The sequence below is a fragment of the Alicyclobacillus acidocaldarius subsp. acidocaldarius DSM 446 genome (assembly GCF_000024285.1).
Taxonomy (GTDB): Bacteria; Bacillota; Bacilli; order Alicyclobacillales; family Alicyclobacillaceae; genus Alicyclobacillus; species Alicyclobacillus acidocaldarius.
The window spans coordinates 1,547,196-1,569,357 of the sequence record NC_013205.1 but is presented as its reverse complement, the minus strand read 5'-3'; the positions used below and the strand labels follow the sequence as shown (position 1 = coordinate 1,569,357).

Sequence of the window (22,162 nt, the reverse complement as noted above, 5' to 3'; positions counted from 1 at the left end):
ATATCGACCGTCTTCACGCTCTGTCAAGGGACGCTTCGCTCGTCCTCTGGACGCCCTTGACGTCGCGCTCGCCGGTCGATTCCAAGCCATTAGGGGACAAAGCCTTGGTCTGCCATGCTCGCACGCCCCTTCCCACACGTTATTTTTGCAACATCGCCTCGGCTGCGAGGAGCGGACGGTTGGGCTTGAGTTTCGCCATCGACTCCAGGCTGAAATATCGCCGCGACACCAGCCATTCTTCGTGCTGCTCTTGCAAAATCGCTCCAGCGAGGCGCACTACCGATGCTCGATTCGGGAAAATCCCCACGACGTCCATCCGCCGACGCATCTCTCGATTGAGCCGCTCGAGCGGGTTGGTCGAGCAGATCTGCCGCCAGTGCTCGATGGGTAGCGCCATAAACGCCAGCACGTCCTCCTCTGCTGCCTCCAAAATGTCCATCGCCTTCGGGAAACGCCCCCGGAGTTCCGCGACCACTCGGCGAAGCTGCTCGCGGGCCGCTTCTTGCGTGGGCTGGGTGAAGATCGTCCGGATGATCGAGGCCACCATCGACTGCTCCCTCTTCGGCACTTGGCTCAACACGTTCCGAATCGTGTGCACTTTGCAGCGTTGCCACGTCGCGCCCGTCAGCACTTCCGAAATGGCCTGGCGCAAGCCTGCGTGCGCATCGCTCACCACCAGACGCACGCCCCGAAGACCTCGCGCCTTCAGGCTGCGCAGAAAGTCCGACCAGAACGCGCCGTCCTCGCTCGTTCCGACATCGAATCCGAGTACTTCGCGCTCTCCGGTGTCCGTGACGCCAATGGCGATGACCAGCGCCATGCTCTGCACGCGGCCGCCCTCCCGCACCTTCGGGAACGTGGCATCCAGCCACACGTACGGATACTCACGCTCGAGCGGCCGCTCCTTGAACTGGCGAACCTCTTCATCGATGAGCTGGCAGAGGCGAGACACCTCGCTTTTGCTAATGCCATCCAGGCCCAACGCTCGCACCAGGTCATCGACCTTGCGGGTGCTCACGCCCTTCACGTACGCTTCCTGGATCACAGAAGCCAGCGCTTGTTCCGCTCGACGCCTGGGCTCCAGAATGGAAGGGAAGAAGCTGCCCTGACGGAGCTTTGGAATCTTCAAATCGACCGTCCCGAGGCGCGTGTCCCAGGCCCTTGAACGATAGCCGTTTCGTTGTGTGACACGGCTCTCCGTCCGCTCATAGCGCTCGGCACCGATTTTCTCTGCGGCTTCCGCATCGATGAGGAACTGCGTCACGAGTTGCATCAATTCCCGTAAAAAATCGATCTGATCCACGTCTTGCATCTTGCGAATCCATTCGAGAACTGCGAAGCTATTGAGCGAAGCCATCGTTGCGTGCCTCCTACTTTTGGTGTTGGTCACACTTAGTAGACACGCACGGTGGCTTCTTCGTCAATTGGAGACGACGAATTTTACACCACCACTTGAGACTCTAACCCACATTTCGCGCCCGTTTTTCGGGCTTGTGTTCATTTTCGACAGGAATTTTGATTCCACACGTGGAATTGGATAGCCCGTCGTATCTTCGTGCGGGAGGCTTTCCAGTTGTTCGGTCCAGTTCGCTCGTATGTCATGGGGCCTGCGCCCGTTTTAGCCAGACTGATCGACGAGTTGAAGTGGGTAGAGATTATCGACGAGTTCGTGCCACGTCCGGATAGCAAACTGTCCGTCGGGCTGCGTACCAAGGCGTTGCTGGTTAATATCGGCACGAATCGCGAAGCCCTCTACCGGGTGGAGGAGTTCTACGCGCAACGGGATGTGGAAGTCCTGCTTGGAAGCGGCGTCTCCGCAGACGATCTCCATGATGACGCTTTGGCCCGGGCTCTGGATGCCTTGTACGACGCAGGTCTCGAGGCATTATACGCGCGTATCGCCCTCCACACGCTACGCAGACTCCGGGTGCTCAGCGATTCCAACGAACTCATCCCCATCCATGCGGATACCACGTCGCTCTCTATGACAGGCGAGTACCTGGACCAAACAGCGTTTCGCATTGACCGGGGATTCTCCAAGGACCACCGGCCTGATCTCAAGCAAATTGTGTTTGGACTTTGCACCGTCCATGGTCTGGGGCTATGCGCGAACGTCAACCCTGGGAACTTGGACGATCACACATGGAATTTCGAGAACATCCAGCAACTCCTGAGCCAGCTCGATGAGGAGACGCGAAAGAGAAGCGTCTACGTCGCGGACGCGGCGTTGGTGACGAAGGACAACCTTGAGCTTTTGGCGGAGGAAGACTTCCATTTCATCTCACGACTGCCGGGGACGTATAAGCTGTCCGAGGACCTGAAGAGAGCGGCATGGGAGAAAGAAAACAGCTGGAAAGAAGTCGGTCGGCTCGCTGAGGCGGAAGACAGCGCCCATTACAGGATCCAGGCCTTCCGTCGCACGCTGTACGGGCGAACGTATCGATTCGTCGTGGTGCGCTCCTCCAGCCTGGATACCCGGAAGGAGCGTAAGCTCAAAGAGGTGCTCAAGCGTGAGAAGGCTGCGCTGGAGAAAGCGGCCAAGGCGATGAGCCAAAACGTCTACAGTTGTGAACAAGATGCGCAGATGGCCATGCAGACCTTCATGCACGAACACCGTGCCACTTTGCATCCCATCTCCGCCCGCATATGTGCCGAGCAGGTGCAGGCAAAACGCGCGCGCCGCGGTCGCCCGCGCAAAGATGACCCGCCACCGCCGGTGCATACACAGTACCGTGTGGAAGTGGCGATCTTACCGCCTTCTGAGGAGCGGGTTCAGCAGTGGCGAGAGAAGGAAGCGACGTTTGTGCTCATCACCGACATCCGCGATGATCAGCGTGTGTCAGATGAACAGATCCTCCGCCTGTATAAGGAACAACACGAGGTGGAGGCGCGTTTTCGGTATCTGAAAAGCCCGTATCACGTGGGTCCCATCTACCTGCATAAGCCGACACGGGTGAAAGCGTTCGGTTTCGTCATGCTGTTATCCCTGCTCTTGTATAGCGTATTGGAATATCTCATCCGAGAGAAGATGAAGCGGGAAACGGAACCGCTCATGCTGCCAGGCAATCGAAAGAGTTTTCGTCCAACAGGGTTGGCCATCCTCGAGATGCTGGATGGAGTGACGACCGTGCACATGCAGGTCGGCGACACGTGGCAGCGAGTACCTGCAACGCCTCATAATCCTCAGATCATGAGGGTTCTTAAGCTGCTGAACATGGACCTGAGCATCTACACGGAAGCGCAAAAAACGGCTTGATCAACGTTTGGGTCCGTGTGCACAGGGTTTCCAAAACTGAACATTTCTCAAAAAGATCGCGCTTTCGATAGCCCACACCCTTCCAGTCCCACAGTCGTCGGACGCTCAGATGGCTACCTCGCTCGAGTTTCCAGCTAAGTTTCTGTCGCGCGGCGCGAAATGTGGGCTCTAACGTTGCCTTTGTGGACGATGAGGACTTGAACCGACAGGTCGCATGGTGGCGCGATCACGTGGCCAACGTCCGCATCCACGGGACGACGCACGAACAGCCCATCGTGCGGTTTCAAGCTGAGAAGCTGCAACCGCTACCGGCCACCCCATATGTGTTGGCATGTGCAGGCCTTCGGAAGGTGATGAGTGACTGCCGGGTTTCCTGGAATACGAACTTGTACACCGTTCCCTGGCGGTACGTGGGCCACACGGTCCTGGTTCGGGAGTTCGAGTCTGGCCGCCTGCAAATCGAATACGGCGGACAGGTGATCGCGGAACATCGCGTGCTGTCCGGCAAGCATCAAATCTCCACGGATCCCGAGCATTACAAGAACATCCCTCGAGATAGCGCGAATCCGACGCGGGATAAGACAGCGGGATGGCAAGTCGACCCGGACGTGGAGCAGCGCGAACTTACGGTCTATGAACAGATCGCGATGGGAGGTCATGTGCAATAAGCGAAGCGTTACTGGTAGCTCAGGTCGAAGAACAACTGTTGGACCTGGGCTTGAAGCGAGCTGCTGCCGTCTTGCCGGCGTGCGTGGAGTGGGCCGCCGGGCAAGAGGCGACCTATGTCGCATTTCTCCAGCGTTTGCTGGAGGCTGAACAGGAGGAACGGCACAGCCGGGCCATGCAGGCTCGGCTGCGCTTGGCGAACTTTCCGTTCCACAAGACGCTCGCCGACTTCGACTTCTCGTTCCAGCCGTCTGTGGATGAGCGCCAAATCCGAGAGCTCGCAACGCTGACGTTTGTCCAAGAATGTGGAAACGTGATCTTCCTGGGGCCGCCGGGAGTGGGAAAGACGCATTTGGCGGTGGCCCTAGGCATGGAGGCGATTCGCCAGCGGATGAGCGTCTACTTCGTCACGATGCAGAAGCTCGTGAGCGATTTGCGTCGAGCCTACCAAGAAGGGCGACTGGACAGGCGCCTTCGGGTCTATACGCAACCCAAGATTCTCATCTGCGATGAGGTCGGCTACTTGCCTCTCGACGCGCTCGACGCCGCGAACTTTTTCCGGCTGGTATCGGAGAGGTACGAGCGAGGGTCGTTGATCATTACGTCCAACACGAGTTTCACGAACTGGGGAACGCTCTTCGGCGATCAGGTCCTGGCCGCCGCGTTGCTCGACCGCTTGCTGCACCACGCCACGACCGTGAATATCCGCGGCAACAGTTACCGGATGAAAGACAAGCTACGAGCTGGCGTTACGCACGCATTCTCGGGAACAAGAGACGAAACGAACGTATGTGTGGGGAACGAATCGCGATGATTTTGGGGAATCGAATCCGCTGTTTTTGGGGAATCGAGCGCGATTTTTTTGGGGAGTTTTAACCCGCTGTTGACAGAGCGCTCGATAGAAGTGCTGAAGCTGCCACGGCTCCCCGCCCCAGTCGGGAAGATAGAGATCGTCCAGCGTGTGAAAGAGGCGAAGCTTACTCGAGGGATCGACGAGCCGATGAATGACCATGGCTTGGACGTACCGCGCGACATCAAAGGTGACCTCGCGGGCACGCAGGGCGTCACGAATGGCCTCGGTGAGCCCGAGTTGGTTCCACAAAAATTGCACCACATACGGAACGCCGAAATGGAGTACCTGCTGGGCCTCGAAGTCCTCGAGCGAACCGGTGGTGCGATGTTGTAGGAGAGACTCGAGGGTCCGGATAATCTGTTCGATTTCGCGCTCAGAATATTGACTGATGTTGCCTAGGCTTGCGACACGCCGCTTCTTGACCGTCCGACCTTCACGGTAGGACTCAACGATGTGGAGATACTTGTAGGTCTTACCGTCGGGCTTCTTTGTGGATACAATTTGCGCGAACAAGAGGATCACCGCCGCGAGAATTTATATCCACAACGATAAAGCATACATACCAATATAGCAACGATTATGCACAAAAAGTTTGACCTACATTTTCGCAAACAAATCGCCCCTAAACGGCGAAAAAACCGCGCTGTAGCGCGGTTCGGACCTTCGGATGAGGCGTCTTACTGTCAAACTTGAGCTAAGGATGGTCAACGGAACAAATCGAAGGAAATACGAACCAGACCCCTCATTCGGCCTTCAACCACAGGTATTCGACCACACGGATTTCTGATTGGCTCCCCTGATCTCGCGAAATTCCCCACTTTTTCAGAGCTCTCGTTCAATACGGCGACCCTCCCGTAAGGCTTCGCCAAATCCCGTTCGCACAGCACCAAGAGGGTGAATATAGTTCATTCCCTTGAATTGGTATAAACTCGAGACTCAGAATCAGTGACGCAAAGCTACTCCTGGAGTCATTGTTGCAGCTCGTAAGCTCGGATAAAGACCAAAGAGAGTACCGATTAACACCCCGACCCCGATATCTTCAGTATAGACCCACACATTGAAACTAATAGGGATGCCTTTCATCATTAAAAGCATACCTGTCATTGTTCCCAGTAGGATACCAAACACTGTACCGACCAGACTCAGCATAGACGATTCTAAGAGAAAGTGTTGAATAATAAATCGACGGGTTGCACCAAAAGATAAGTAAATACCGATTTCTTTGTGTCGATCCGACACAGCCATCAGCATGACGTTCATGATTCCGATTCCCCCAACAACAAACGAGACAAAATCAGCAACCCAGACGAATATGCTGAATAGATGCTTTAACGAATTGGATGACGATATAAGGTTATCCTGCGTAAAAACGCTATAATCAGACAGAGGGATTGTCCACTGGTGATCACGGAGTAATTGAGTTAGGACTTCATTTTCAATGAGGCGAATGTCTTGTACACGATTCGCTTTCAACAGAATTTCTGTGATAGAATCTTCCGAAGTAAAATTATTCAAATAGGTACTAATAGGCAGTAGTACTTCACCTATATTTGCTGCAGCTGAAACGTTATTTGAAACTTCAAATGTACCTTCAATCGTTAACGGTATATTGTTCACAAGGACCTGCTTTCCAACCGGATTTTCTCCTCCAAACAATTGATTTACTAAATATGTGTTAATCAAACAAACGCTCCTGCTTTCTGCATTGTCAATCGCCGTAAAAAAGTGGCCTTTCAAGAGTGTAAGACTCTCAATGTCCGGGAATTCACTGTCAACACCGATAGCATAACCAGATACATCTCCATTGCGTCCATGCATAGTAACAGACGATTCGACCACTGGCGAAACAACCGCTTGACTCCCAAGCGTCTTTGCAATCGCTTGTACATCGCTTTCCCGAATGAGATTTTGTGTAGCCACGGAAGCTTGAACGCTCATAATGCCTGGTCCGATCGCTGCGACCTCTGAGTCAATAGATTGCCGCACCCCTGCACCTATGGAAGAAAGAAGGAATATACCACCCACGCCAAAGCATATCCCGACAACGGCCAATACACTCTCAAGTGGACACCGCTTCAAATTTCTCAGTACTTCAATCAAGTTTTCACGCATATTCGTCACTCGCACCAAATCCCATGCCACTTTCAAGTCGCCCACCTCGTAATGTCACTACTCGTTGGGCCTGTTCTGCGACTTTCATATCATGCGTGACCATAACGATTGTTTTGCCTTGCTCATGCAGGTTGCGAAAAATTGCGAGGATCTCCTTAGTGTTCTCTGGATCTAGATTCCCCGTTGGTTCATCCGCAAGTAGCACCTGTGGATCAGTGCATAGGGCTCGCGCGATCGCAACCCGTTGCTGCTCACCACCGGATAATTCGTTCGGATACTTGTGGATATGCTGCACCATACCTACCTTACGTAGCATTTCGATCACCGTTTGGATACGCTTCCCTTTAGGAATTGACCTCATGCGAAGTCCTACCTCGACATTTTCTGATACAGCCCAATGAGAAACAAGCTCAAACCCCTGAAATACGGTTGCTAGTACGCCTCCACGCAAATGGCTTAACTGCCTCGTTGACTTCCAATTAACTTTTTTGCCATGCACGAAGTAGCTCCCGTTATCTGGAGTGATTAAACATCCAAGAATGTTCAGGAGAGTCGACTTCCCCCCTCCAGATGGACCGACAACAGCTAGAAATTCGCCCTCAAACACACTCAGGTTCACGTCACGCAAAACCATTTGGTGCCTCGTTCCAGACGAGTAGACCTTCGTAACGCCTTCGAGTTTCAAAATCGGTTTCATTCTTGCGGCCGCTTGGTTGCCACGGCCATCCCCACCTTGACACCCTGAACTTGTACATTTAAAGCATCACTCGAAAGAATTTTTACCGGAGTGAACTTAAACCTGCCTGATGAGTCTCGTACGTAAACACCAAGCTGACCGTTGTTCACCATTACAGCATCTGCTGGAACAATCACGGCATGCCGGATAGGACTTGTGTATATAGAACAGTTGACACTCATGCCGTTCAACATTTGTGGTGAAGCATGATTAATCTCTATATAAACTTGATATTGATAATCAGACAATTGTGATTGATTAACAGCAAAAGGTGATATTAACTCAACCGTTCCTGTGAAGGATCCGCTGATATCAGGAGAAGAAATGTCCACATGCTCACCCACATGAACTCGTGACACATCTTGAGCGTTAATCGTTGCTACCACTTTTGCGTGTGCGTCGGTTGAAGTTGTCGAAATTAACGTACACGCCTCCTGATAGGGCGATAACTGCGCCCCTGCAGGAACTTGCAGAGAGGTAATCTCCCCATTTACTGGAGATGTTAGTTCACTATTACGCAAGGATTGCAGAGCGGTCAACATGTCCAATTTCGCTTCGATTGCCGCTTGTTCCGCTTGCAAAGTAGCCTCTTCAGCGGAAAGAAGATTAATGGCATTCTGATCCTGTTGCACTTCTTCTTGTGCTGGGCTTTGTAACCCGTTGCTATGTAACTGCTCGCTTTGACCTATAAGCTGCTGATTATCTCGCCTCGACCCCGATGTTACCGCATTTAAGTTTGCCGCGTTCTGTTCCGCTTCTAATAAAGCTTCTTCTCGCTGATCATCAGCGACTATTTCTTGCGCTTCTATGTATTTTTTTCTAAGATCTTCATAGATTTCTTGGTTGATCGAGTAGTTGGAGAAGTAGGCTAGGATTTGCCCGGCTTTTACGCGAGAACCTACGTGAACCATCCATTTCGCAATCTGTCCGCCGGCGCTTGACGAAATAGAAACAATGTCTTGATCAACAATAGTACCGGTCACAGTCACATAGGGATAAACGGTACCATACCGCACCTCAGCTATAGGTATTTGTATTTTTTCCTTTTGTGGATGGATTACCATGTATATAGCTATTAGTCCTAATGTCACGACCGATACCCCAGCAACATATACGTATCTAGGAATTTTTGAAGCAATGAGTGACGTATCGGTTCGAACAGAACTCACTCTTACAATCCTCCTCCTTCTGACGTAGGCGCAATAAACGAATCCAAAGAAATCTTTGGTGATATATCGGCTTCTTCACTTTGAGCATCTACACATAAAAAATCTTTCAATCGCTGGAGTGATGGACGAGATGTCTGCCAAGCTATGACTGCTCCGTAGAGATTATGGCCGGCGGAAACCGCATAATTCATAATCATGATGGCAGTCAGTAGATGGGAATACCCTGTGCTTGTGGATATTGCAGCACCGCCATCGTTCCAATGCTCAAATATTACTACGAATAATGTAGGAACTACCACACTGTTTCCTACAACCGAGTTTATTGGAAGGCCCCAAATGGATTGTTTATATTGTATGTTGACAAGCTCTTGAAACGCTTTTGTAACCGCATTTTCTCCACCTGCCAACCAACGTTGAAGACAATTGGTCAATTCCGCCTGCTTGAGGCGAACACTATACAAAAGGTTTCTTACTCTATGTACGAATGGTGTCAGAATCGAAACAATAAGAATCAGGAATGCTAGTGTAAATATAGGCAAAAGCCAGTTGATTCTCATAAGAAAATAAAGCGACGCCAAGAAAATAATCAGCGAATACGGGATGTTTTGAAACAGCGCTAACATAGCATTTACGACGGTACTTACATCTTGATAGCGCGTTGAAATATCCCCCATTGTATAGAACCTCAAATTCAATTTTTTCATTGCCTCGTCTATGCGCCACGATATTAATCGTTGATATTTTACCGAGATCCGCAACGAGATGAAATTAGATATCCATCCAAGTATTAAAGAAATCAAAGTGTAAGCAACAACGAACACAAGGAATTTGGAGTAAAACGGAAGCAATTGTGCATACAACATGGAATATAAAGAATTAGCAAGTGCAGAAAGAAATACGACAAAACTGACAAGTATCATGCCTGTCCAACGCACTCCTAGAGATAAAAGATCAGATAATCCAGCATACCTATACCACCGTAGCCAACACCATTCTTTTGAAGTGTTCTGTTGCGACTGCTCCTCCTGCACTTTTGGACGGATGACAACCGCGATACCTTCCCATACGTGTATCAAGTCTTCCAGATCCATTTCTACAATTCCCGCTGCTGGATCACCAACAACAAGTTTTCCTCTACTTTCTAAGTAACTCCATATTACAACCGCGTGAGAATGCTTCAAATATGCAATAAACGGCGTATGAACAGAAATTTCATGCATATCTACAATTTTTCCCAAGCGCACATGAAACCACGTTGACAAATTATCTAAATTCCTTAATTTTGTTCCATTTATCGGATCGGTAACTAAAACGCGACGAACTTCATTCAAATTAAGGTTGACACCGTAATAGCGACCTAGGGCCAACACACACGCTGGAACACAGTCATGAGATGCTCCTTGATACACAATAGGAAATTTATTCAATATCCATCCCCCTTTTCACTTAGTCGAGGGGTTTGCAGAGTGACTTCTGCACGCGAACCGAACACTTATGTAGCGTTTCCTGACAACCAGACGAGTTGCTATAAACAGTAAGATAGATGTTAGAAATTGAATCTGCAAAAGCCTCAGTTAAATGCTTGTTGCTCGCGTATGCTGTCCAGCATAGATTTTAACTCATCCACCTGCGTTTGATTCGAACATTTTACTATGAGTATATAGAGAGCGTTAAACTTAATCCTAACAATGTTGTTTTTTTTATACTCAATAACTTTTATTCTCGATGTGACATCTAACCGAGCTTTTCGAATATAAAATTTCGACATAGAAATCTCGATATCTATCGGCTTGGAATAGAAATAAAGCAATAAAATACTAAAGAAAGACATGGATACGGAGTAATAAAACAAAAAACCAAAATTTCTCTCTCTTATTGAATCTATAGCAACAAATACAGAACTAGCACAGATTGATAAATATAATAATTTTATTCTCCATGCATATTTTCCCTTCACTTTTAAGCCCACAATCCCACCGCCAAGAATATTTGTTATGAGCCGACGATATTACATAAGTTGCAAACGTTAAAACGCACGAAGCCGACACTAACCTCATCTTCACTAGCGTTCATCGAGCATAGAGCCGGAGCTATTTAGCGCCGGCTCTATAACATTTTCCATCAAGTAAAAAAACCAGCAACAGTATCTATCGCACCGCCCGTAATTGCCATCGCTGCGCCTGCCCTATAAAGCGCAAGCCAAGCAGGAGCAAGTTCTGGTGCCGTCACAAGCCCAACAGCCCCCCCAATCATAGTTGCGACTCCTAAGAGCACATCTCCTGCATTCCCAGCTTGAATATTCAAATCATCGAATGTACAATCGTTCATCATTCATTACCCCTCTTCATTTCATTCCCATTTGGGCGATTCCGTATGAAACTAATCCGTCACCTACCAACGAGAGGGCCAATCCTGCAACTGCAAGACTCACTCCGCCGGTCTCCGGGGCAAGCGCAACAGCAAATGCCATTGCGGCTGACCCCCACGCAGAAAGTCCTCCTCCAACATATCCAACGCCGTTCCAAACCGAACCCGCTGATGATTGAGTTTCCACGGGAAGCAGCCTTTCCATGTTTTCACCCCCTTTCTATGTGATGAGTGTTTTGCAGAATGACAGATTCCATCGCGACCAAAACAACGGACACTTCTCGTGGACGATAACGCGTGCCATAAAAGTCCAGTTATCTACCGTGTGGATATATCACTCTCCTTGGCAGCAACATTAGATGGATGTCAGTACTATTCGACACAAGAGAACACATTTCCTCCCTCTTCTTCTCCCCACAACCCCAACTGCACCCCTTCCACCCTCACCAACTTCTCTCGCGCCCGCTCCACATAGTTCTGCACCGCGCCGCGCGTGATCCCGAGCTCGCGTGCAATCGCTGAGTACGTCATCCCACGCTCATACGCGAAAAGGCACGCTGCCTCCCGAAGGCTCAAGAACGACAGCCACGCCACGGGCAGGCGCTCCTCCTCTTCGTCTGCCCCATCCGCCTCATCCCACGCTCCCCATCGCCTCCGCCGTGCCGCCAGCCTGTCCAGGTCGGCCAGGTCGCCGACGAGAACCTCCCGCCGCGGCGCGCGGTACTCGCCCTCCATGACCGCCAGCGCGTAGTCAAGTGTCTTCACCATGCTGTCGTACAGGGCGGCGTCGTGATCGTTTTGTTCTCGCCGCGCGCGGTTGCGGGCTTCTCGGATCGACTCGCGGGTGGACTCGTACTGTGCGATCAGGTCGTCGAGATCACGGCGCATATGTATCACTCCAAGCTTCATTCGAGACGCACAACGTGTCCTGACAACTTCGAGGCGTCAGGGAAATTGAGCCGACCAATGTCAAAAAGATCAGGGCGAAGGAAAAGTTTCGCGCGAAGGCGTTGCCATCTGCGCAAACGGTCGAACCAGAACCCGATGAGCGCACGGATCGGCATGTACGAGCCCGCGGCGTCAAAAGCCTCAAGCCCGTCATACGCGATGAACACCCATTGGTCGGTGATCGTAAGGTGTTCATCCAATTCATCAAGCACACTGTTCGCTTCTTCGAGGTTACGACGAATCAAGGAGTACCAGCAGTTCACGTCGGCATCCTTTAAACTCGAGCCCCAGTCCTGCGGGATGTACCGAACGATGAAGTCACTCAATTCCGACGCTCCGTCGCAAATGAAACAATGCAGAAGCAGTCCGAGCCAAAACGCCCGCCATCCGATTACGTCCTCGTCCCGGAGACATTCGATCGCAGCCTCGGGAACCGGAAGCGCGTCATCTTGGCCATAACCGCGCACCCAGTTCTGTTGCGCCACGAGATCCGACCGTGCAATTGTCCGTTCTGGGGAGGTCAAGATGAGCATGACATCCGGGTCGCAGATACGACCTTCCATCACTTTCGACTCCGTCATCTCTCATCCCTCCGTTATCCACAATTCATCCACATTATCCACAAGTTCTGTTCTCAATAAACTTATTTGTTCCTATAATAGCACATATATACTGGTTTTCAACACCTAAATTGCTCTTCCCGGCCATCGAAGCCCCTGTTCCAGCACCCGCTGCATGCTCCACCTCAGATCCGGCGAAAGATCCTGCAAGTTCCTCAGCGCCCAGTCCAGATAGTCCAGCGGCACTTCCTTCAGCGGCATGCCCTTGTGCTTGCCGAACGGCATCGTCTGCACCTCAATCGGCGACTCCGCAAAGGCGATTAGCTCGTCCACATCGTCGGGATACCCCGCCTCCAGATACGCACGGAGCTCCCGCTGGAACACGTGCGCCGTCACAATCGCGTCGCCCAGCGCACGGTGGGGTTGTCCCACCTCGACGTCGATCCCGAGCCAGTAGCGGAGCACCTGATTCGAATGCTTCGGCGCGTCACGCCACAAGTGCTGCGCCAGGCGCTTTGAGCAAATCCACGGTCGACCCGTCTCCGGCAGCATCCCGCGGTCGAACTCGGCGTTGTGCGCGACCAGAATCGCGTCGCCGATGTATCCGAGCACCTTCGGCCATACCTGAGACAGCCGCGGCTTGCCTGCGACGTCGCGGTCGGTAATGTGATGCACCGCGGAGGCCTCCGGCGGGATCGGACAGCCCGGATCGACCAGCGCCGAGTACACGATCTGTGGCTCACATTCAAGACCGACCTCAACCAGTGCGAGCTCGACGACGCGACCCTCCGGCGGCAACCCTGTCGTTTCCGTGTCTACCACCACGAATCGCGCTTCCTGTAATCTCAACGCGTTCCCTTCTTTCGCTTTGACTTTCTCGGCTCAAGGTCTGCCCCGACCGGGGCTTACCCACCGACTTCGGGAACACCCGCGCGCCGTACTTCTCCCGAAGATATTGGCCCATCTCCACTAGTAATACCCATATCCAGGATCAAACGGATTTAGCCAGGGGGGAGGTGCCGGAATCATTCCATCGCGTACCCATATCCGTCGCCTCGCTGCAAAACCTTCAAATATTTGGGATGCACATTAAATCCGTTGAGTTGAAAACTTGGCCGATGCCGGATCACAATGCGCCCAACATGTGTCCCGGCGTACTTCCCTCGCGGGACATGCGCCTGTACCAGATCGCCTGTGCGGAAACCCATGTACGATCTCGAAGACGGTGCGTGGCTTCTCGGGAAACCGTATTTGTCTGTGATGCAGCGTTGTCGCTTCCCATGCCCCTTTGCCACAATCGTGAGAACTTGCATCTGTGTGTCCAGACGGACGCACTGCCCAGACTCACCGACACAAGCCGCGTCAATCCACTTCGCCTTCGGATAGCCTTGCGAGAATCGGTTGTATTTCGTCCGACCGCCGCTTCCGGCTTCAACAGGCAATCCTGTGTCCTTCAGTCGACGGAACACCGCCCATCGCGTAGCGTTCATCGCCGCGGCGTCACGAAGCGAAAGTTTCAACTGCGCTTGAATCCGATGCAGACGTTCTTGGTCATGCGCCAGGAACTCCTCCACCGGTCGATTAGCCTTTGCTTGATTGCATCGGTGGCAGGCAAGCACCAGATTCGATACGCGATCAGATCCACCGCGAGAACGCGGAATCACGTGGTCGATCTCTAGCGGTACATTCTCGGCACCGCAGTACGCGCACTTTCGGCCCCACTTCTCCAGCAGGTACTCCCGAACTTCGTACCCGTAAAGTGTGCCTTGCTGATACTCCTCGCCGCTGATCTCCGGGTACTGGAGCTTCTGCGTGTCGAAACTCACCAATTGCATCGAGAGATGTGTGATCGGTGCCCAACGCCGCAGGCGAGCGACCCACGTCTCGATGTTGTGCACCCGGCTCATTAGGCTCGGCGGGAGCCAACCTTCGAGCCGTCGACGATTGTCAAAGCGCGGCTTGCGATAACGGGTCTTTCGATATCGGCGACCTCGACGCAACATTCGCCTTCTCAACAGCGCCTGTCGGATCTGATCGCCGCGATGCTGGATCTCAGCAGCCCACACAACCGTCTTCCCGCGTTGAAAGTCTGCAACAAGCGCCACGCCTGTGGTCTTTGAACCAGGTGCAAGTTTGAGTTGCATGGGTTGAACGTCACCACCGTTACGGTCATGCAAGATGATCGTGAACGGATACCGCCGAAACACCGACGCCCGGCCAGCTTTCAGCAGTTGCCTCGCGCGCGCCGGATGGCACGGCATAAGCGGTCGTCGATGCGTGTCCAGAACCAGTACGCGGTTTTGCCGCATCAGAGTTACCTCCTCGTCTCGCCTTTCGGCGGTCACGTGAGCCTCGCCAATGTTATCCCGGCTTGTCATGCGAGCGGCACTGGCTTCGCCCCCGTATGCCTGTTTAACCGCCCGCGACAGGGCCTGGAGCTGGCTCGCGCACTCCAGGGTGTCATGACCGGGATAACGTAGCCCGATGGCCCTACGGCCCTGGCTGAGGCTGGTCAACCTCGGGCCTGCTCATCGCAAGCCCCCGGCTTTAGCCGTGGGGTGGTTGACTCCATAACCCTTACCCCTAACGAACATACGTTCTAATTCAAGCATACCGAATACACGTTCGTAATGCACATGCCCGAATCGTTACGTTGCACAAAGGTCTCGATGAAGAAGCACCTCGATCTCGAGCCGAGGACGTTTCCGATCCACTTCAAAGTCCATTTCCTGAATCAGCACCCATCGGTCCTCGGGATAGAGTACGCCTTCGAGCGCGTCCAACAGCACTTTCTCTCGGTTGTGTGTATCCATTCGACGGCGCGACGGCCAGAAGTACCAGAGCCTCAGCACCACCTTGGTGCCTGGTTGGGGCATCGTCCACCCTGTCTCCTGTCGCCATCGGAGTGCCAGGTACGCCGCATCCCGCCGGAACTTCTGCGCCTTTGACGTGAGGACCCGTATTCGCTGTCCCGTTTGCGGATGGACATAGGTCCGATAGGCGTGGTTGACGGAAGGCGGGAGCGGCAAGATCAGACGTTGCATATCGACCGGAACTCCTGTCCATGTCCCACATTTCGCGCCGCGCGACAGAAACTTAGCTGGAAACTCGAGCGAGGTAGCCATCTGAGCGTCCGACGACTGTGGGACTGGAAGGGTGTGGGCTATCGAAAGCGCGATCTTTTTGAGAAATGTTCAGTTTTGGAAACCCTGTGCACACGGACCCAAACGTTGATCAAGCCGTTTTTTGCGCTTCCGTGTAGATGCTCAGGTCCATGTTCAGCAGCTTAAGAACCCTCATGATCTGAGGATTATGAGGCGTTGCAGGTACTCGCTGCCACGTGTCGCCGACCTGCATGTGCACGGTCGTCACTCCATCCAGCATCTCGAGGATGGCCAACCCTGTTGGACGAAAACTCTTTCGATTGCCTGGCAGCATGAGCGGTTCCGTTTCCCGCTTCATCTTCTCTCGGATGAGATATTCCAATACGCTATACAAGAGCAGGGATAACAGCATGACGAAACCGAACGCTTTCACCCGTGTCGGCTTATGCAGGTAGATGGGACCCACGTGATACGGGCTTTTCAGATACCGAAAACGCGCCTCCACCTCGTGTTGTTCCTTATACAGGCGGAGGATCTGTTCATCTGACACACGCTGATCATCGCGGATGTCGGTGATGAGCACAAACGTCGCTTCCTTCTCTCGCCACTGCTGAACCCGCTCCTCAGAAGGCGGTAAGATCGCCACTTCCACACGGTACTGTGTATGCACCGGCGGTGGCGGGTCATCTTTGCGCGGGCGACCGCGGCGCGCGCGTTTTGCCTGCACCTGCTCGGCACATATGCGGGCGGAGATGGGATGCAAAGTGGCACGGTGTTCGTGCATGAAGGTCTGCATGGCCATCTGCGCATCTTGTTCACAACTGTAGACGTTTTGGCTCATCGCCTTGGCCGCTTTCTCCAGCGCAGCCTTCTCACGCTTGAGCACCTCTTTGAGCTTACGCTCCTTCCGGGTATCCAGGCTGGAGGAGCGCACCACGACGAATCGATACGTTCGCCCGTACAGCGTGCGACGGAAGGCCTGGATCCTGTAATGGGCGCTGTCTTCCGCCTCAGCGAGCCGACCGACTTCTTTCCAGCTGTTTTCTTTCTCCCATGCCGCTCTCTTCAGGTCCTCGGACAGCTTATACGTCCCCGGCAGTCGTGAGATGAAATGGAAGTCTTCCTCCGCCAAAAGCTCAAGGTTGTCCTTCGTCACCAACGCCGCGTCCGCGACGTAGACGCTTCTCTTTCGCGTCTCCTCATCGAGCTGGCTCAGGAGTTGCTGGATGTTCTCGAAATTCCATGTGTGATCGTCCAAGTTCCCAGGGTTGACGTTCGCGCATAGCCCCAGACCATGGACGGTGCAAAGTCCAAACACAATTTGCTTGAGATCAGGCCGGTGGTCCTTGGAGAATCCCCGGTCAATGCGAAACGCTGTTTGGTCCAGGTACTCGCCTGTCATAGAGAGCGACGTGGTATCCGCATGGATGGGGATGAGTTCGTTGGAATCGCTGAGCACCCGGAGTCTGCGTAGCGTGTGGAGGGCGATACGCGCGTATAATGCCTCGAGACCTGCGTCGTACAAGGCATCCAGAGCCCGGGCCAAAGCGTCATCATGGAGATCGTCTGCGGAGACGCCGCTTCCAAGCAGGACTTCCACATCCCGTTGCGCGTAGAACTCCTCCACCCGGTAGAGGGCTTCGCGATTCGTGCCGATATTAACCAGCAACGCCTTGGTACGCAGCCCGACGGACAGTTTGCTATCCGGACGTGGCACGAACTCGTCGATAATCTCTACCCACTTCAACTCGTCGATCAGTCTGGCTAAAACGGGCGCAGGCCCCATGACATACGAGCGAACTGGACCGAACAACTGGAAAGCCTCCCGCACGAAGATACGACGGGCTATCCAATTCCACGTGTGGAATCAAAATTCCTGTCGAAAATGAACACAAGCCCGAAAAACGGGCGCGAAATGTGGGCCATGTTATGAGGCTTGCGGGTTTTTGGATTGGAAGAGAGCGTCCAGTAACTGCGCAAGGTAGGCTTGTTCGGCTCGATAGCGCTCATAGAGTTGGTTCGCAAGATCACTGTCGGAATTCACCAACCATAAGGCCTTCGCTCGTGCAACGCGTTCACCGGCTTGCTTTAACTGCGTTTCAAGGAACTCGAATCGCTCGTTCATGTTTTTCGTCCTCCTGGTATTCGTCGCGGCAGTCCTCGCAGAGCACGCTCCAATAGTAGCCCACGGGCTTGCCGTACAACCGGCATTTAGGTCTCTCCATTGTGTGAACTGGACGTCGAGGCACGCTTGAATTTTCCCTTTCGTTTGTGACGAAACCCGTTCTCCGGTCGTAAAATGTACTCTTGGATGCGAACCTGACCATTAACCTCCATCACCACTTCAAGCACCGTCGGCAGTCCACGTCGCCACTTGAGTGGTCGGGCTTCGACGACTGTCGCCTGTCTCTGCTCGTTTAGATTCGTCATGTCCGTCACCTCGATTCGTCGTCAGCAAAAGCTTCCGGCGTCGCGGGCGGTTGTCGGCGCTCCGGCGGGTCAATCGGGATCCAAACCCGCTCTTTGCGCCACGGCGCCAACAGCCGACGCAAGCGCCTCCGCCAACCCTCGCGTCGATTCATGGTCGTCCTCCTTTCGTTCGAGGTCAACCGGATACAGACACCCAACTACTCGGAACCCAATGCATGGCTCCTGCTCCACACCTGACGGCGGAGGCTTTCGGCGTCGATAACGCTCGCGACGAGCGTAGAACTCGACAATCTCGCCCGTGCGAAGCGGCGGTTGATACTGAGGCGAGCAACGTCCGAGCTGGAGCCACGCGTGCTTGCGCAGCAGATTCCCGTCGCGATCCCGCACGTCATACACCAGCGCCACGAGATCCCGATTCGGTGTGTGGCGACTCCACAAGGCGAACTCCGCTGTGTACCGCTCTAGTGTGGTCCTCATGATCAGCGCCCCTTGACAGGATCGAGATACGCGATCTGTGCCTTCTGCCCGGTGGTCGGGATCGTCACTGTCTTCAGTTCCACCTTCACCAGGCGTCCGAGGCATTGTGGCAGAACCTCCGGCAATCGAGACAGGTAGTCGGTGTATCCGATCGCAAGGAGATCCCGCTTGAGCCACGCCAACGTCTTCTCGTTGTCGTTGATGGGGCGATTGTGGAAGATGCGCCGGCCTTTGTGCGAGCCCTCATCCACTGCCAACACCAACGCAAGGTGGATACCGTCGTTACCCTTGTTCCGCTTCACCTCCGCCTTCTCCAGACGGCAAAGGTACTTTCCGTCTGGCAGCGGCTGATAGCCGACCTTGGCGGGCTCGACGTTCTGATACTTGGTATCGAGATCGGCTAGATTCATGTTTCATCCTCCTATGCTTCAATGTTCCAGGTTACGAGAGTACGCCAAGGCGACTCCTCTCTATCCAAGAGGGGAGTGGAAGACAAATAATGATTTTCGACTCTACCGTTAGTCGCCTTCGCAAGAATCTTCTATGGGCTCATCAGGACAAATTGCTGCGATGCAATCCATCGGATATTCCACCAGGCCAATATCGTCCCAATCGATCACGAACTCATTTTGTTCAGGTTCAAATTTGACCAATGTTCCTCCTGCTTCATCTTCCGTGCGGTGATAGAGTTAGAGTCTCAAGTGGTGGTGTAAAATTCGTCGTCTCCAATTGACGAAGAAGCCACCGTGCGTGTCTACTAAGTGTGACCAACACCAAAAGTAGGAGGCACGCAACGATGGCTTCGCTCAATAGCTTCGCAGTTCTCGAATGGATTCGCAAGATGCAAGACGTGGATCAGATCGATTTTTTACGGGAATTGATGCAACTCGTGACGCAGTTCCTCATCGATGCGGAAGCCGCAGAGAAAATCGGTGCCGAGCGCTATGAGCGGACGGAGAGCCGTGTCACACAACGAAACGGCTATCGTTCAAGGGCCTGGGACACGCGCCTCGGGACGGTCGATTTGAAGATTCCAAAGCTCCGTCAGGGCAGCTTCTTCCCTTCCATTCTGGAGCCCAGGCGTCGAGCGGAACAAGCGCTGGCTTCTGTGATCCAGGAAGCGTACGTGAAGGGCGTGAGCACCCGCAAGGTCGATGACCTGGTGCGAGCGTTGGGCCTGGATGGCATTAGCAAAAGCGAGGTGTCTCGCCTCTGCCAGCTCATCGATGAAGAGGTTCGCCAGTTCAAGGAGCGGCCGCTCGAGCGTGAGTATCCGTACGTGTGGCTGGATGCCACGTTCCCGAAGGTGCGGGAGGGCGGCCGCGTGCAGAGCATGGCGCTGGTCATCGCCATTGGCGTCACGGACACCGGAGAGCGCGAAGTACTCGGATTCGATGTCGGAACGAGCGAGGACGGCGCGTTCTGGTCGGACTTTCTGCGCAGCCTGAAGGCGCGAGGTCTTCGGGGCGTGCGTCTGGTGGTGAGCGATGCGCACGCAGGCTTGCGCCAGGCCATTTCGGAAGTGCTGACGGGCGCGACGTGGCAACGCTGCAAAGTGCACACGATTCGGAACGTGTTGAGCCAAGTGCCGAAGAGGGAGCAGTCGATGGTGGCCTCGATCATCCGGACGATCTTCACCCAGCCCACGCAAGAAGCGGCCCGCGAGCAGCTTCGCCGAGTGGTCGCGGAACTCCGGGGGCGTTTCCCGAAGGCGATGGACATTTTGGAGGCAGCAGAGGAGGACGTGCTGGCGTTTATGGCGCTACCTATCGAGCACTGGCGCAGATCTGCTCGACCAACCCGCTCGAGCGGCTCAATCGAGAGATGCGTCGGCGGATGGACGTCGTGGGGATTTTCCCGAATCGAGCATCGGTAGTGCGCCTCGCTGGAGCGATTTTGCAAGAGCAGCACGAAGAGTGGCTGGTGTCGCGGCGATATTTCAGCCTGGAGTCGATGGCGAAACTCAAGCCCAATCGTCCGTTCCTCGCAGCCGAGGCGATGTTGCAAAAATAACGTGTGGGAAGGGGCGTGCGAGCATGCTCGCAGACCAAGGCTTTGTCCCCTAATGGCTTGGAATCGACCGGCGAGCGCGCTGTCAAGGGCGTCCGAAGGACGAGTGAAGCGTCCCTTGACAGAGCGTGAAGACGGTCGATATCGCCCGGAACGGGACAAAGCCGACCGATGTCACACAGTAGACACAAACGGTGAATTTACACCTCTTGACGGGACACTACCTACATGAACGAATTGTCAAAGTATAGAGAAATCTGGATCAAGGAACGATGGCACCTGCAACAGAGTGGCAAGTGGCAAGGAGGAGAGAAGCAATTCCTCTTTCACAATGGATTCGGAGAGAAATATTATCCGAGTACTCCCTCCCTCCATTGGCGTCGGTTCTTGGATAAGCACGGACTGCCGCGCATTCGCCTTCATGACTTGCGCCACACTACAGCGACTATTTTGCGCGAAGACGGTGCAGACCTTAAGTCCATCCAAGAACGGCTTCGCCATACGCGACTATCCATCACTGCTGACCTTTACACGCATGAGACGGAAGCAGTCAGTCGCGAGACGGCGGATCGCCTTGAAAAACTGAATCCATTTCGAAGCCGATCTCAGTCGATTTGAGTTTGGTCCCCCAATGGTCCCCAAACTTCACTTTCGAGGCCTCTTCAATGAAAAGTCCACTGTACCTTGAAAGCAAAAATCCCTTGCGGCACAAGGGATTTCGCAACTTGCAATATGATGGGCGTTGACGGACTCGAACCGCCGACCCCCTGCTTGTAAGGCAGATGCTCTCCCAACTGAGCTAAACGCCCTCTGGAGCTCCCAACCAGGCTTGAACTGGTGACCTCATCCTTACCATGGATGCGCTCTACCAACTGAGCTATGGGAGCAAGGGAAATGGAGGGGAGAATGGCAGGGGCGGCAGGATTCGAACCCACGACATGCGGTTTTGGAGACCGCCGTTCTACCAGCTGAACTACGCCCCTGCGTGGAACCTGTGGAGGATGAACTCTTTTGCCACCCTCCACCGTCTGGAGCCAGCGACAGGAATCGAACCTGCGACCCACTGATTACAAGTCAGTTGCTCTACCTACTGAGCTACGCTGGCATTGTCGCGGCGAGGATTACTATAGCACGGGGCGCCTCGGATTGTCAACCCTTATTCGTCGCCAAATCCAGCACGACCGACGCGCAACAGTCCTCGCCCGCTCGCTCGTTACTCCGCCGGCTGATCAGCCTCCGCACTCGGCTCGGGTTGCACGAGCGATACCGGCCGCATCGGGGCGAAGGTGGAGATGGCGTGTTTGTAAATCAACTGCTGCTTCCCGTCCGTCTCCACCACGATGGTGAAGTTGTCGAACGCGCGGACCAGTCCGCGGATTTGAAAACCGTTCACCAGGTACACGATGACCGGAATTCGCTCTTTGCGCACCTGATTGAGAAATGTGTCCTGAATGTTGACCGACGACTTCGACAT

21 protein-coding genes, 4 tRNA genes and 2 pseudogenes are annotated in these 22,162 nt (G+C 53.6%); 5 read left to right on the top strand and 22 right to left on the bottom strand.

Annotation, left to right across the window (positions count from 1 at the left end):
- Positions 1-139: 139 nt before the first annotated feature.
- Positions 140-1,357 carry an IS256 family transposase gene (locus tag AACI_RS07490; RefSeq protein WP_012809566.1) on the bottom strand — a complete coding sequence of 406 codons (1,218 nt, stop codon included), beginning with the start codon at positions 1,355-1,357 and terminating at the stop codon, positions 140-142.
- Positions 1,358-1,555: 198 nt separating this feature from the next.
- On the opposite strand from AACI_RS07490, the gene AACI_RS07485 reads away from it, so the two are divergent.
- The 3 genes from AACI_RS07485 (at position 1,556) to istB (ending at position 4,736) form a co-directional block, all read left to right on the top strand.
- Positions 1,556-3,256: an IS1634 family transposase gene (locus AACI_RS07485; protein ID WP_041707247.1), complete on the top strand. Its 1,701-nt coding sequence runs from the start codon at positions 1,556-1,558 to the stop codon at positions 3,254-3,256.
- A 197-nt stretch (positions 3,257-3,453) separates the two neighbouring features.
- On the top strand, positions 3,454-3,924 hold the full coding sequence (locus AACI_RS07480) for a Mu transposase domain-containing protein (RefSeq protein WP_245530464.1): 471 nt from the start codon (positions 3,454-3,456) through the stop codon (positions 3,922-3,924).
- Positions 3,921-4,736, top strand: coding sequence for an IS21-like element helper ATPase IstB (istB, locus tag AACI_RS07475; RefSeq protein ID WP_049763309.1), 816 nt, complete (start codon positions 3,921-3,923; stop codon positions 4,734-4,736). Before AACI_RS07480 ends, istB begins: the two co-directional genes overlap by 4 nt.
- Before the next feature lie 24 nt (positions 4,737-4,760).
- On the opposite strand, the pseudogene AACI_RS17370 reads toward istB, so the two are convergent.
- The 16 genes and pseudogenes from AACI_RS17370 to AACI_RS07420 all read right to left on the bottom strand — a co-directional run.
- A pseudogene (locus AACI_RS17370) lies at positions 4,761-5,297 on the bottom strand (IS1634 family transposase); the annotation flags it as partial.
- A 420-nt stretch (positions 5,298-5,717) separates the two neighbouring features.
- A complete protein-coding gene (locus AACI_RS15965) occupies positions 5,718-6,917 on the bottom strand; it encodes an ABC transporter permease (protein WP_245530778.1) in 1,200 nt (399 codons plus the stop codon).
- Positions 6,880-7,506, bottom strand: coding sequence for an ABC transporter ATP-binding protein (locus tag AACI_RS15960; RefSeq protein ID WP_245530777.1), 627 nt, complete (start codon positions 7,504-7,506; stop codon positions 6,880-6,882). Before AACI_RS15960 ends, AACI_RS15965 begins: the two co-directional genes overlap by 38 nt.
- Before the next feature lie 74 nt (positions 7,507-7,580).
- Entirely contained in the window at positions 7,581-8,792 is a 1,212-nt protein-coding gene (locus AACI_RS15955) for an efflux RND transporter periplasmic adaptor subunit (protein ID WP_012810840.1), read from the bottom strand.
- Positions 8,793-8,794: 2 nt separating this feature from the next.
- The gene (locus AACI_RS15950) at positions 8,795-10,219 is read right to left on the bottom strand and encodes a cysteine peptidase family C39 domain-containing protein (protein ID WP_012810839.1); all 1,425 of its coding nucleotides are present in this window, start codon (positions 10,217-10,219) and stop codon (positions 8,795-8,797) included.
- A 694-nt stretch (positions 10,220-10,913) separates the two neighbouring features.
- On the bottom strand, positions 10,914-11,123 hold the full coding sequence (locus tag AACI_RS16330) for a hypothetical protein (protein ID WP_148213751.1): 210 nt from the start codon (positions 11,121-11,123) through the stop codon (positions 10,914-10,916).
- A 13-nt stretch (positions 11,124-11,136) separates the two neighbouring features.
- A complete protein-coding gene (locus AACI_RS16760; RefSeq protein ID WP_218917076.1) occupies positions 11,137-11,364 on the bottom strand; it encodes a hypothetical protein in 228 nt (75 codons plus the stop codon).
- A gap of 167 nt (positions 11,365-11,531) precedes the next feature.
- Positions 11,532-12,047 (bottom strand): sigma factor-like helix-turn-helix DNA-binding protein, encoded by a 516-nt coding sequence (locus tag AACI_RS07460; RefSeq protein ID WP_012810838.1) that lies wholly within the window; start codon positions 12,045-12,047, stop codon positions 11,532-11,534.
- A gap of 17 nt (positions 12,048-12,064) precedes the next feature.
- A complete protein-coding gene (locus AACI_RS07455) occupies positions 12,065-12,688 on the bottom strand; it encodes a hypothetical protein (protein WP_012810837.1) in 624 nt (207 codons plus the stop codon).
- 105 nt (positions 12,689-12,793) lie between these two features.
- Positions 12,794-13,516: a putative quorum-sensing-regulated virulence factor gene (locus tag AACI_RS07450; protein ID WP_012810836.1), complete on the bottom strand. Its 723-nt coding sequence runs from the start codon at positions 13,514-13,516 to the stop codon at positions 12,794-12,796.
- A 176-nt stretch (positions 13,517-13,692) separates the two neighbouring features.
- A complete protein-coding gene (gene iscB, locus AACI_RS07445) occupies positions 13,693-14,976 on the bottom strand; it encodes an RNA-guided endonuclease IscB (protein ID WP_012810835.1) in 1,284 nt (427 codons plus the stop codon).
- Positions 14,977-15,315: 339 nt separating this feature from the next.
- On the bottom strand, positions 15,316-15,711 hold the full coding sequence (locus tag AACI_RS07440) for a RusA family crossover junction endodeoxyribonuclease (protein ID WP_012810834.1): 396 nt from the start codon (positions 15,709-15,711) through the stop codon (positions 15,316-15,318).
- Between the two features lie 190 nt (positions 15,712-15,901).
- The gene (locus AACI_RS07435; RefSeq protein ID WP_041707247.1) at positions 15,902-17,602 is read right to left on the bottom strand and encodes an IS1634 family transposase; all 1,701 of its coding nucleotides are present in this window, start codon (positions 17,600-17,602) and stop codon (positions 15,902-15,904) included.
- Between the two features lie 96 nt (positions 17,603-17,698).
- Entirely contained in the window at positions 17,699-17,896 is a 198-nt protein-coding gene (locus tag AACI_RS07430) for a hypothetical protein (RefSeq protein WP_012810833.1), read from the bottom strand.
- Between the two features lie 374 nt (positions 17,897-18,270).
- Entirely contained in the window at positions 18,271-18,678 is a 408-nt protein-coding gene (locus AACI_RS07425) for a hypothetical protein (RefSeq protein WP_012810831.1), read from the bottom strand.
- 2 nt (positions 18,679-18,680) lie between these two features.
- Positions 18,681-19,088, bottom strand: a complete 408-nt coding sequence (locus tag AACI_RS07420; RefSeq protein WP_012810830.1) for a DUF669 domain-containing protein — start codon at positions 19,086-19,088, stop codon at positions 18,681-18,683.
- A gap of 386 nt (positions 19,089-19,474) precedes the next feature.
- Between AACI_RS07420 and AACI_RS07415 the strand changes: the two are divergent.
- Together AACI_RS07415 and AACI_RS17280 are read left to right on the top strand one after the other, a co-directional pair.
- Positions 19,475-20,691 (top strand): annotated as a pseudogene (locus AACI_RS07415) (IS256 family transposase).
- Between the two features lie 225 nt (positions 20,692-20,916).
- Positions 20,917-21,306 (top strand): tyrosine-type recombinase/integrase, encoded by a 390-nt coding sequence (locus tag AACI_RS17280; protein WP_081442628.1) that lies wholly within the window; start codon positions 20,917-20,919, stop codon positions 21,304-21,306.
- Between the two features lie 118 nt (positions 21,307-21,424).
- Here the strand turns inward: AACI_RS17280 and AACI_RS07405 are convergent.
- From AACI_RS07405 to hfq, 5 genes are all read right to left on the bottom strand, one after another.
- Positions 21,425-21,497 (bottom strand) — tRNA-Val (locus tag AACI_RS07405).
- A gap of 2 nt (positions 21,498-21,499) precedes the next feature.
- Positions 21,500-21,575, bottom strand: a tRNA-Thr gene (locus tag AACI_RS07400).
- A gap of 20 nt (positions 21,576-21,595) precedes the next feature.
- Positions 21,596-21,671, bottom strand: a tRNA-Trp gene (locus AACI_RS07395).
- 46 nt (positions 21,672-21,717) lie between these two features.
- Positions 21,718-21,793: transfer RNA gene (locus tag AACI_RS07390), tRNA-Thr, on the bottom strand.
- A 108-nt stretch (positions 21,794-21,901) separates the two neighbouring features.
- On the bottom strand, positions 21,902-22,162 hold the full coding sequence (gene hfq / locus AACI_RS07385) for an RNA chaperone Hfq (protein WP_012810828.1): 261 nt from the start codon (positions 22,160-22,162) through the stop codon (positions 21,902-21,904).

What these genes read in the sequence shown, in the direction of transcription:
- AACI_RS07490 (WP_012809566.1), bottom strand. Translation starts at nt 1,357, where the DNA reads ATGGCTTCGCTCAATAGCTTCGCAGTTCTCGAATGGATTCGCAAGATG.
- AACI_RS16330 (WP_148213751.1), bottom strand. Translation starts at nt 11,123, where the DNA reads ATGATGAACGATTGTACATTCGATGATTTGAATATTCAAGCTGGGAAT.
- AACI_RS16760 (WP_218917076.1), bottom strand. Translation starts at nt 11,364, where the DNA reads ATGGAAAGGCTGCTTCCCGTGGAAACTCAATCATCAGCGGGTTCGGTT.
- AACI_RS07460 (WP_012810838.1), bottom strand. Translation starts at nt 12,047, where the DNA reads ATGCGCCGTGATCTCGACGACCTGATCGCACAGTACGAGTCCACCCGC.
- AACI_RS07455 (WP_012810837.1), bottom strand. Translation starts at nt 12,688, where the DNA reads ATGACGGAGTCGAAAGTGATGGAAGGTCGTATCTGCGACCCGGATGTC.
- iscB (WP_012810835.1), bottom strand. Translation starts at nt 14,976, where the DNA reads ATGCGGCAAAACCGCGTACTGGTTCTGGACACGCATCGACGACCGCTT.
- AACI_RS07440 (WP_012810834.1), bottom strand. Translation starts at nt 15,711, where the DNA reads ATGCAACGTCTGATCTTGCCGCTCCCGCCTTCCGTCAACCACGCCTAT.
- AACI_RS07430 (WP_012810833.1), bottom strand. Translation starts at nt 17,896, where the DNA reads ATGAACGAGCGATTCGAGTTCCTTGAAACGCAGTTAAAGCAAGCCGGT.
- AACI_RS07425 (WP_012810831.1), bottom strand. Translation starts at nt 18,678, where the DNA reads ATGAGGACCACACTAGAGCGGTACACAGCGGAGTTCGCCTTGTGGAGT.
- AACI_RS07420 (WP_012810830.1), bottom strand. Translation starts at nt 19,088, where the DNA reads ATGAATCTAGCCGATCTCGATACCAAGTATCAGAACGTCGAGCCCGCC.
- AACI_RS17280 (WP_081442628.1), top strand. Translation starts at nt 20,917, where the DNA reads ATGAACGAATTGTCAAAGTATAGAGAAATCTGGATCAAGGAACGATGG.
- hfq (WP_012810828.1), bottom strand. Translation starts at nt 22,162, where the DNA reads ATGTCGAAGTCGTCGGTCAACATTCAGGACACATTTCTCAATCAGGTG.